Here is a 10,279-nt window from a genome sequence, read left to right as displayed (position 1 = left end):
CCGATCGCGCCAGCGGGACGGAGTCCTTGGAGTCCGAGATCGCGGCTGGGGGACGGGAACGCAGTTGCAAGTTGCCTCGCACCGACGGCGAGACATAGGTAAAGCCACAGTCCAGAAGGGTGGTGATCTGGGCAGTGCCCAAGCCTTCCAAAAGCCGGAAAAAGCTGTCTAGCTCCATTGCTGCCACTCCCTCAGAGCCAGACAACAGCAGCACCGGCTGCCAACAGTTGGGCGCGGATCCCAGCCGCCACTGGCCATAGCCGCTAAACTGCACCACTACCGTTTCAGCCGTGTGACCTTGACCCCCCAAGTGCTCTGCAAAGGCCGATTGGATCCCACTTGGTGTAGCTGCCCCATCGGTAAGGGTGAGAATGTCTGCCGGGTCAAAACCAAAGCGATAGAGGAGTAGCTCCCGCTGCAACTCCACATCTGTCAAACACCCTTGTAGCGCGGATCCCTCGCCAAGGTAGCGGTTAATACCGATGAGAACAGCCAGCTTGCGGGAGCCAGCCGCCAAAGCTTGCCCATATCGCTCAGCCCGGCCCCTCAACCAGCCAGGGGATAGGCCAAGACCGGCAGCAACCAGGAGGAGTTTTTGCAGAAAAGACCGCCTTTCCATGTTGACCCTCTGGGCTGACCCCCGGCCCAACGACTACCCCATCGGCCAGCGAGCCACAGCTAAACTTTGCACTGGAATCTGTTGCTGCCTATTTCAGGATATCCCCATCCACACAGCTTTTTCCCGAGATCGAGTGACAGTTTTTGGCGTTTTCTTTGCATTCCTTATCAATCAAACCTCCGCTACTTCCCATGGGGATCCCACGGCAGCGCTCTTCTGTCAGACAAGTCCGTCAGACAGGAGGGAAAGTGTGAGGAAGTCAATACTCAGCGGTTCAGGAAATAGGGCAAGCAAGCCCCACGCTCCGGCCAATGGAAGCGGACGAAGGGAACCAAAATGAACCCAGCTATCCCCAGACAGAACAGGCCAAAGTAGAGGTGGAAAGCCCCGACTGGATCAGCTGGTTCCATCCTTCCCCCTCCTAGGGATCCCAGCGCTAAAGCCAAGAGATTGTTCAAGGCATGAGCCAAGACAGGCAAGGTCAGGGAGCGGGTCTGCAGGTAGAACAGGCCCATCACCAGGCCGAACACCGTCAACCCGACGGGGTTGGGGTGCAGCAGGCCAAATACCCCAGAAGAAGCCAGCAGACCTCTGGAGAGGCCCCACTTGAGGCCCCAGCGGTGTAGCAAGATGCCGCGAAACAGCCACTCCTCCGTTATGGGGGCCACCACCCCAATCGAGAGCCAGCGCAACCCCTGATACATCTGCGGCCAGGCCGTTTCCCTATCCTCTTCCCCCAGTGAGTGCAGCATCGACTCCGCCAGCTCTGGTGCAAGCCAAGATATCAGGTAGATCATCAGTAAAGTTGTGCCGATGGAGAGCACTACCAAAGCCGGCACCACCCGCAGCAGGGATCCCCAAGGAATAGCAGCCCGCCAGTTGCCCCACAGCCGTCTCATCTGCAGATGGGCTTGCTGCCCCCGTCGCCAGCTCCAGATACAGGTGAGGACAAATGTAGCGCAATAGACAAAGTCGGCCAGCAGAGGATCTTCAGATGGGAGATGAAACAGCTGGGCCAAGGCGATGGCTCCCAAGCCTACCCCCAGGTTGATCACCAAGAAGGCCAACAGCACGTGGCGCGCCTTAAGGGCTGCAAATCCGGTCACACTCGGCTCGGCAGGCCGTAGAGGGGGGGATCCAGACACAAAGGCAGAGATCGCGGTTTTCCCATTTTAGGTTTGGCGGGGATCCCCGTAGGTGGGCTGCTGTCACCTTCTCCGGGAGAGGATGAAGATCCTTTTCTGAAGGTTTGGCCGGCCTTTTCAAGCCCAATCGAGCAGGCCGGTGGCCGCCTCCAAGAGTCGCCAGGCTGAGCCAGCAAGTTAAGATGTGTTACGGAATCCGTTGGGGCATCTATGGGCGCAACACCGGTAGTGACAACAGCAGCGAGGCAGGATGGCTTGGGTTCTGGGGCTGTCTCCATCCCTCCGGCAGATCTGGGGGTGGTTCCTGAGCCAAGCTTGCGTTACGACCCAGAGCGGTTGGCCAAGCAATATCGAGGGCGCTGGGATCTGGTGGTGCGGCGCCTGTTTCAGTTGATCACCCCTTTTTTGGGCTTGTTGGCCTGGGTGTTTTGGGATCGCTGGCGGGGAGTAGAACTGAAGAATCGCCCGAAACATGCGGCCCGGCTACGGGAGATCCTCACGGAATTGGGGCCGACGGCCATCAAAATCGGCCAAGCCCTCTCCACCCGTCCCGATCTGGTTTCGCCCCTATTTCTGGAGGAACTGGCCAAACTGCAGGATGAGCTGCCCCCCTTTGACAATGCCATCGCTTTTGCCCTCATCGAGTCGGAAATCGGCAAACCCGTAGACAAAATCTTTCGAGAAATCAGCCCCGAGCCGATTGCCGCCGCCAGCTTGGGGCAAGTGTACCAGGCCTACTTGCACAGCGGGGAGAAAGTCGCCGTCAAGGTGCAGCGGCCCGACTTGATTGGGCGCATCTCTCTCGACATGTATATTGTCCGCAGCCTGGCCGCCTGGGCCAAACGCACTTTCCGCCGCATCCGCAGCGACCTGGTGGGCATCGTCGATGAGTTTGCCGGGCGCCTCTACGAAGAAATGGACTACACGCAGGAGGGCCGCAATGCCGAGCGGTTCCTGGCGCTGTACCGTCACCCCTCCATCTACGCTCCCAAAATTTACTGGGAGTACACCCGCACCAAGGTGCTGACGATGGAGTGGATTGATGGCATCAAGCTGACTCAGGTTGACAAAATCGCTGCTGCGGGGCTGGATGGACGGCACTTGATCGAGATCGGTGTCAATTGCTCCCTCAAGCAGCTTTTGGAAAATGGCTTTTTCCACGCCGATCCCCACCCGGGCAACCTCTTGGCCATGTACGACGGGCGGCTGGCCTATATCGATTTCGGCATGATGAGCACCATCGCGCCCCATCAGCGCTACGGCCTGATCAAGGCGATTGTGCATTTGGTAAACCGAGACTTTGCCGGGCTGGCCCAAGACTACGTGGACTTGGAGTTCCTGGATCCAGATACCGACCTGACTCCCATCATCCCTGCTCTGGAAGCTGTCTTCGCCGAAGCGATGGGCAAATCGGTCTCCGAACTGAATTTCAAGAGCATCACCGATCGGCTCTCGGGGGTGATGTACGACTTTCCCTTTCGAGTTCCCGCCTACTACGCCTTGATCATCCGCTCTTTGCTCACCCTGGAAGGGATCGCCATCGGCCTGGATCCCAACTTTAAGGTGTTGAGCGTGGCCTATCCCTACGTGGCTCAGCGCCTGCTCACCGACCCGGCCCCGGAGCTGCGCGTATCTCTGCGGGAGCTGCTGTTCAACCAGGGGCAATTTCGCTGGAACCGCCTGGAGAACCTGCTGCGCAACGCCGTCAACAGCGAGGATTTTGATCTACAGGGATCCCTGGAAAAGGCCGTTGATTTTATCTTTTCTGAGCGGGGCGCTTTCCTGCGGGAGCGCCTAGTGGATGTGCTCTTCTCCAGCTCGGGATCCCAGGGCGGCTCAGATGGCTTGGCTCATTTGCAGCGTCTGTGGGAACTCCTCAGCAGCAACCCAAGCTTTCAGCCGCTGCAGCTTCTGCCGATTGTTGCCAAGGTGGCTGCCAAGCCCGAAGCCCAACAACTGGGCCGTCAATTGGCCTCCCGCTGGTTGCAACGCTCGGCAGCCCGCCTCATCCGCGACCTGCTATTGCCGGATACAGAAAAGCCCAGTTCACCCTCTTCCCTCAACGGGCGTGGCGGGATCCCTGGGCCGGCAACCTCTGCTTCTACCGCTCAACTTCCCCTTCCGGCCTAGCTCAGGTGCTCTTGGGGGGCAGTATCGCTGTTGGGGTTAACAGAGGCCAGAGCCAGCGTAATCCACTCGGAAAATTCATCGCGGCGGAAAACCTGGGGGCGGGAGCGGGGGCCAAAACGCAGCAGGCTGGGCATGCCGTGCTCCTTGAGTCGAGACTGTAGCCAGGTGCCCACACCGGTTTTGCCATCGTTGGGCATTTCGGTTTGGAAGTCACTGTACATCAACAACAACTGGCTGCGAGATTGGAGCACCGCATTCTCTTGAATTAGCTTCGGCAAGGAGAGATGGGTGGCTGAGACTGCCCCTTTGCTCCCTTTGGCCGATTCACGACGACGGTCGCGCGGGCGCGGGTTAGTGCTTTCACGGCTCTTGCGGGTTTTGGGTTCACTAGGCATAGAATCTCCTAAACGACAGAGTGCTCCCCAACGGGGGTTAAAGCGGGAACTCGCAGGCCAAAAGCTGAGCCCGCTGTGAAAGTGGCTCGATGGGTACAGTTCTGGAGAATCGCTGAGAAGAGTGACACGTGGTCTTGAGTAAGCGAAGAAGAACTGCGCTGAGCCGGCACGAAAGGCTGGGATCCCTTCGGCGCAACAGCAGTCCACAGCGGGCCGAGCTCCTGCCAATACATCCAAGGCCTGCCCTTGTTTTTCCTGTCGGAGGCCAGTTTGGCTACCACGAATCCGCAGGGCAAGCAAGCCCGGATATTACCCCTATATTGACTTAAAAATGGACAAGTGGACAGTCCCTGGCCGAGAATTTAGCTGCTGCGGCGGGAGCTTCGGAAGGAACTAGGCTTGCCCGCCGGTGGCGAGTATCGCTGAGCTACGGGAGCAGCCTCCTACTACACCTGGAAGCGGTTGTTGGTGGTGTCCAAAAAGGAGTTTCACTGGCTTACTGAGATACTATGCGCATTGCCATTGTCGGGTTGGGGTTGATTGGCGGATCCCTGGCCCTCAAACTGACCGAAAAGGGATATCCCGTCTGGGGGATAAGCCGCAACCCGGCCACCTGCAAACAGGCTCTGGAACGGGGTGCTGTCCAAGGCTGTGGAACCGAGTTGGCCCAGTTGGCTCGCTTTGATCCGCAAATGGTGCTGATCTGTACCCCTCTGGAGCAGGTGTTGGCCACCCTAGCCGCCCTGTTGCCTTATTTGTCGGCAGAAACCGTGGTGAGCGATGTCGGCTCGGTTAAGCAGCCCATCGTCGCTCCGGCAACCGAATTGTGGCCCTGGTTTGTGGGGGGGCACCCCATGGCCGGCAAAAGCCTGCAAGGGATCCAAGCGGCAGAAGCTGACTTGTTTCGGGGGCGGCCCTACGTGCTCACTCCCATCGCCGAGACCCAACCTCAGGCTCTCGATGCGGTGAAAGAACTGATTGCTGCTGTTGGCGCAGAAGCTGTCCTCACGGATCCCGCACGCCATGACCGAGCGGTGGCCTGGATCAGCCATTTGCCAGTTATGGTCAGCGCCAGTTTGATCGCAGCGGTTAGCCAAGAAGGGGATCCCGCGATTCTGGAATTGGCCCGCACTTTGGCCAGCAGCGGATTCCGCGATACCAGCCGTGTTGGCGGAGGGATCCCGCAATTGGGTTTGGAAATGGCCCGCCACAACCGACAGGCGCTGCTGACTGCCCTGCACAGCTACCAAGCCCAGTTACGACAGATAGAGCAGTTGATCGCTGGCGAAAGGTGGGACGAATTGCTCCTGGTGCTGCAACGAGCTCAACAGGAATGGCAGCAGTTCCCCGTCAACCATCCTCGCGGAATTCCTCACAACCTGCGCGGTGGGAATGGACAGTAGACGTACTCCCCCAAGACTGGGGATCCCAGGGGGGCGGGGGAGTTCATGCTACCTTGGGCTTATGTTGACAGATTGAGCTTATGTTGAATGCGGCTCAGCTCTGGCTTTACCACCTAGAACAATGGGCAACTGAGCTGGTTCAGTTTCAACTGCAGCACCTTTCTCCCGTTAGTCTGTTGGTGGTGGGTCTGGCGGGCTTGCTCACCAGTCTTTCCCCCTGCACGTTGTCTATGCTGCCGGTGACCATCGGCTACATCGGCGGCTACACCCCCGCTTCTGAGGAAACGGCTGGGGAAGGGCGGTGGCAAGTTTGGGCTCAATCCCTGGGTTTTGCGGCTGGCGTGGCTTTTACCCTGACCCTGCTGGGTTTGTCGGCAGCTTTGCTGGGTCGCGTTTACGGACAAACCGGATCCTTTGGGCCCACTGTGGCGGGGGGAATTGCCATCTTGATGGGGCTGAACTTGTTGGAGGTGCTCCCCCTGCGTTTTCCCGATGGGTTTAACCGCCTCGAGATCCCCGGGAAATGGCCCAGGTTAGGCCGGGCAGTGTTGCTGGGGTTAACTTTTGGCCTGGTGGCCTCTCCCTGCAGTACGCCGGTTTTGGTGGCTTTGCTGGCCTGGGTTTCCACCACAGGGCAACCCTGGGTAGGAGGCGGGCTGCTGCTGGCTTACGGGCTAGGGTTGGCCTTTCCCCTGCTCCTGGCGGGGGTGTTTACCGGAGCGGTGAAGCAACTGTTGGCCTTGCGGCGCTGGTCGGGCTGGCTCACCTACGCCAGTGGGGTGATGTTGGTGGGGTTCGGCAGCGTAACGATCCTGTCGGCCTGGGTCTAAGGGATCCCTGCTGCTGCAGGCTAAGATGGGGCTACACCTACAGCACCCTGTTGGGGACTGCACCTTGCCTGGCAAGAGCAGCGGTCTGAATCTTAAGCCGACAAACTTCTCATGGTCATATACTCTCTCCCGCTTGCCCGCTGGGTTTCCTCGCTGCGGCGGTACTTTCGTCATGAGCTGCTGCCGCTGCTGGCGGATCTGCGCCTGGCCATTGGCCTTTTGTTGGCAATTGCGGTCTTGAGCGCCACCGGCACGGTAATTGAGCAAGAGGAAACAGCGGCTTTTTATCAAGCCCACTATCCAGAGCATCCGGCCCTGTTTGGCTTTCTCACGTGGCGGGTGATCCTGAACTTGGGATTGGATCACGTCTACCGCACCCCTTGGTTTCTGGCTATTTTAATCCTGTTCGGCAGCAGCCTTATCGCCTGTTCCTTTACGCGCCAGTGGCCAATGCTCAAGGTGGCTCGCCGTTGGAGCTATCTCACCCGTCCGCAGTCTTTTCAGCGCCTGCCCTTTTGGACTTATCTGCCCCAACAATCCTTACAAGGGCTGCCGCAGCAGTTGCGTCGACAGGGCTATCTGGTGTTTCAGGAGGGCCATTACCTCTACGCCCGCAAAGGGTTGATCGGCAGGATCGGCCCCATCTTGGTGCATGTCAGCATGCTGCTGATCTTGCTGGGGGCGATTTGGGGCAGCATTAGCGGCTTCAAGGCCCAAGAACTCATTCCCAGCGGCGGCGTGGCTTCTATTCAACACTTGACCGGAGCAGGGGATCTGGCTCGCGCTCACTTGCCTACCTGGCAAATTCGGGCCAATCGCTTCTGGATTGACTACGCTGCCGATGGCCGGGTCAAGCAGTTTTATTCCGACCTCTCGATTTTGGATCAGGGTCAGGAGGTTAAACGTCAGACCATTTCCGTCAACCATCCTCTCTCCTACCGGGGTGTGACCCTTTACCAAGCCGATTGGAGCATCGACAGCATCCGCATCCGCGTCAACAATAGCCCCTCTTTTCAAATCCCGGTGGTGCCGGTGCGCACCGAGGCAGGCAACAAACTCTGGGGCGCTTTTGTGCCCACCCAGCCGGACATGAGCCAGGGACTCACGCTGCTGCTGCCGGATTTGCAGGGGACAGCCCTGCTCTACGACACTGAAGGGCAATGGATGGGATCCCTGCGCCAAGGCATGAGCTTGGCCCTCGACGAGGTCGCTCCCCAACGCTTCCCCAACCCCCTCACTCTGTATCTGGATGAGGTGATCGGCGCTACCGGACTGCAAATTAAATCGGATCCAGGGATCCCTGCGGTGTATCTCGGATTTGGCCTGTTGATGGTGGGGGTGGTGATGAGCTACTTCAGCTACAGCCAAATCTGGGCTTTGCAAACGGAGACGGGGCTCTACTTGGGGGGCAAAACCAACCGGGCCTTGGTCACCTTCGAGCGAGAATTCGACCGCTTGGTGGAGCAACAAAAGGTCGCCTTCTCTCTTTCCCAGATCCTGGCGGAAGCTGAGATTGGATAGGTGTTGCCTTTTCCTCCGAAACTGAGCTCTATCTCCTGCCCAATAGGGATCCCATGAGGTTGAAAGCCCTCATTTGATTTTCCTTGCCACACCCTAAAGTTCTCTGGAAGGATGTATACAATGCAGGGATCCAGTGGCCAGTCAGGGGGATCCCTTGGGTCGGGCTCATGGCTTGAGTTTGAGGGGATGTTCTCGGGTCATCGAAAGTGAGAGGGAACTTGAGAAAAATGCAAACTACTGTTTCAGTTTCCACACACTTCTCCACATCCGGAAAGCTTGCTTAGAGATTGAGTTAGAGTGTTTCCAGTCGGTTCCTGCAGTATGCTGCCTTTTCAGGAGGGCAAGACATGAAAGTTGGAGATCGGGTGCGGGTGCGTACCAGCGTGATTGTCTATCACCACCCGGAACATCGCAATCAACCTTTTGACCTCAAAGGTATGGAAGGGGAACTGAAGGCCGTGCTTCGAGATTGGAATGGCCGCCCGATCAGCGCCAACTTTCCCTTTCAGGTGCAGTTTGACAACAAGTTCCGTGCCCATCTCCAAGCTGATGAGCTAGAGGTGGTGGAGTCGGCTGGTTCTGGAGAGTCTGCTGAGACGGCTGCCTAGTTGAGGCCCAACAGCGTGCGGTTGGTTTCCAGAATCGGCCTGATCAACTTGGTTTCTTCGGGGGTGAGGTAATTGGCTATCACTTCTTGTAGGAAGCGATAGGTGGCCTCGCAACTGCGTTGGGTGCGGAAGGCCCGCATTAAGGTCTGGAACCAGTAGAGAAATCGATCTTTGTAGCGTTGCTCATCGTCCAGGAGCATGGCCAAAGCCGAGAGGCGCAAAACCCGCACGGTGTCAGCTTTCCACTTGTTGCTAAAGTCTTCCACCCCTCGCATGAGCAAGTAGGGATCCAGCGCGCGCATTTTCATCTCCACATCCCGGATGATCTGGGCCTCCGCCGCCTGAATCTTGCGATAGGCGCTCAGGCGTAGGTCAAAGGAGGCTAGATAGGTCTCCATGAACTGCAGCTCTTCATCCCTGAGATAGCGCCCGTCGGCAGCGATGCTCAGTTCGCGCAGTTGAGTCAGCATAGGGATCCCTGGGCAAGCTGGAATGAGAATGGAAAAAACACCACCTATCCTGGCTGACGGCACAGCCTTGGTCCCTCAATCCTATCCCCAAACTCCTGGCCAGAAGAGGGGAATTGCAGGGATCCCCGGCAACCCTCTCAGTCAGGTTAATATTAATTAACAGTCTGTTGCTGCAAGAACCCACCCGACCCCAGATTGTTACCCATAGGTCACCATCTGCGAGTTCGATTCAAAAACACCCTTTGGGAGGAAACACTTCCGTGAGTCAGAAAGGTAAAAACAAGAAATGGAGAAGCGCGGGGTTATATGCGCTACTGGCCATCGTCTTGATCTCTTTAGCCACCACCTTCTTGGGTACTCGCCCGCCTGAGCGTTTGGAGATCAGCTACTCCGACCTAATCAGCCGCGTCGAACGGGGCGAGGTCAGCAAAGTTTTGGTGGAGACGGCCCCGGATGGTCGCCAGGTTGCCATCGCCGAGGCAGAAATCAACAACCGCGCCACCCAAGTGCAGGTGAATCTGCCCCCCCTTACCCCTGAGTTTGAGAACACCCTGGTTGCCAACGGGGTGGAGCTGGCGGTACGCCCTGTTCAAGAGGAGGGGCTACTTGGGCGCATTCTCAGCACCTTCTTCCTGCCGGTTTTGCTCTTGCTGGGGCTCTTTTTCCTGCTGCGGCGGGCTCAAAATGGCCCAGGCAGCCAAGCTCTCAACTTCGGCAAATCCAGGGCACGGGTGCAGATGGAGCCGAAAACCCAAATTACCTTCAACGATGTGGCCGGCATCGATCAGGCCAAGCTGGAGCTGGCAGAAGTGGTGGATTTCCTGAAAAATTCAGAGCGCTTCACCGCTTTGGGAGCCAAGATTCCCCGCGGGGTGCTGCTGGTGGGCCCGCCCGGCACCGGTAAGACCCTGTTGGCCCGCGCCGTAGCCGGAGAAGCAGGTGTGCCCTTTTTCTCCATTTCCGGCTCCGAGTTTGTGGAGATGTTTGTTGGGGTGGGGGCCTCGCGGGTACGGGACCTGTTCGAGCAGGCCAAGCAAAATGCTCCCTGCATCGTCTTCATCGATGAAATTGATGCAGTCGGTCGCCAGCGGGGAGCTGGCTTGGGAGGTGGCAACGACGAACGGGAGCAGACCCTGAACCAGTTGCTCACCGAGATGG

10 protein-coding genes are annotated in these 10,279 nt (G+C 58.0%); 6 read left to right on the top strand and 4 right to left on the bottom strand.

Going from position 1 to position 10,279, the window contains the following annotated elements:
- Both NW818_RS07035 and NW818_RS07030 read right to left on the bottom strand, forming a co-directional pair.
- Window positions 1–619 (bottom strand): caspase family protein (locus NW818_RS07035; protein WP_414424166.1); only part of this gene is annotated, 619 nt, incomplete at its 3' end.
- 266 nt (window positions 620–885) lie between these two features.
- Window positions 886–1,725 (bottom strand): lysostaphin resistance A-like protein, encoded by an 840-nt coding sequence (locus tag NW818_RS07030; protein WP_414424165.1) that lies wholly within the window; start codon window positions 1,723–1,725, stop codon window positions 886–888.
- A gap of 249 nt (window positions 1,726–1,974) precedes the next feature.
- On the opposite strand from NW818_RS07030, the gene NW818_RS07025 reads away from it, so the two are divergent.
- On the top strand, window positions 1,975–3,894 hold the full coding sequence (locus NW818_RS07025; RefSeq protein WP_414424164.1) for an ABC1 kinase family protein: 1,920 nt from the start codon (window positions 1,975–1,977) through the stop codon (window positions 3,892–3,894).
- Here NW818_RS07025 and NW818_RS07020 read toward each other — a convergent pair.
- Window positions 3,891–4,289 carry a hypothetical protein gene (locus NW818_RS07020; protein ID WP_414330450.1) on the bottom strand — a complete coding sequence of 133 codons (399 nt, stop codon included), beginning with the start codon at window positions 4,287–4,289 and terminating at the stop codon, window positions 3,891–3,893. The two genes, NW818_RS07025 and NW818_RS07020, sit on opposite strands and share 4 nt — an antisense overlap.
- A 509-nt stretch (window positions 4,290–4,798) precedes the next feature.
- On the opposite strand from NW818_RS07020, the gene NW818_RS07015 reads away from it, so the two are divergent.
- The 4 genes from NW818_RS07015 to NW818_RS07000 all read left to right on the top strand — a co-directional run bounded on the left by NW818_RS07015 (window position 4,799) and on the right by NW818_RS07000 (window position 8,651).
- Window positions 4,799–5,692, top strand: coding sequence for a prephenate/arogenate dehydrogenase (locus NW818_RS07015; RefSeq protein ID WP_414424163.1), 894 nt, complete (start codon window positions 4,799–4,801; stop codon window positions 5,690–5,692).
- Window positions 5,693–5,772: 80 nt separating this feature from the next.
- Window positions 5,773–6,522: a cytochrome c biogenesis protein CcdA gene (locus tag NW818_RS07010; RefSeq protein ID WP_414424162.1), complete on the top strand. Its 750-nt coding sequence runs from the start codon at window positions 5,773–5,775 to the stop codon at window positions 6,520–6,522.
- Window positions 6,523–6,633: 111 nt separating this feature from the next.
- Window positions 6,634–8,043, top strand: a complete 1,410-nt coding sequence (locus NW818_RS07005) for a cytochrome c biogenesis protein (protein ID WP_414424161.1) — start codon at window positions 6,634–6,636, stop codon at window positions 8,041–8,043.
- 347 nt (window positions 8,044–8,390) lie between these two features.
- A complete protein-coding gene (locus tag NW818_RS07000) occupies window positions 8,391–8,651 on the top strand; it encodes a ferredoxin-thioredoxin reductase variable chain (protein WP_414349997.1) in 261 nt (86 codons plus the stop codon).
- Here the strand turns inward: NW818_RS07000 and NW818_RS06995 are convergent.
- Complete coding sequence (locus tag NW818_RS06995; RefSeq protein ID WP_011432275.1) at window positions 8,648–9,121, bottom strand: hypothetical protein; 474 nt, start codon at window positions 9,119–9,121, stop codon at window positions 8,648–8,650. The two genes, NW818_RS07000 and NW818_RS06995, sit on opposite strands and share 4 nt — an antisense overlap.
- 260 nt (window positions 9,122–9,381) lie before the next feature.
- On the opposite strand from NW818_RS06995, the gene NW818_RS06990 reads away from it, so the two are divergent.
- A partial coding sequence (locus tag NW818_RS06990) for an ATP-dependent metallopeptidase FtsH/Yme1/Tma family protein (RefSeq protein WP_414424160.1) occupies window positions 9,382–10,279 on the top strand: 898 nt, incomplete at its 3' end.

It is taken from the genome of Synechococcus sp. R6-5, from assembly GCF_047461775.1.
Taxonomy (GTDB): Bacteria; Cyanobacteriota; Cyanobacteriia; order Thermostichales; family Thermostichaceae; genus Thermostichus.
The sequence above is the reverse complement of the archived record's forward strand: the minus strand, read 5'-3'. Positions and strand labels throughout refer to the sequence as shown.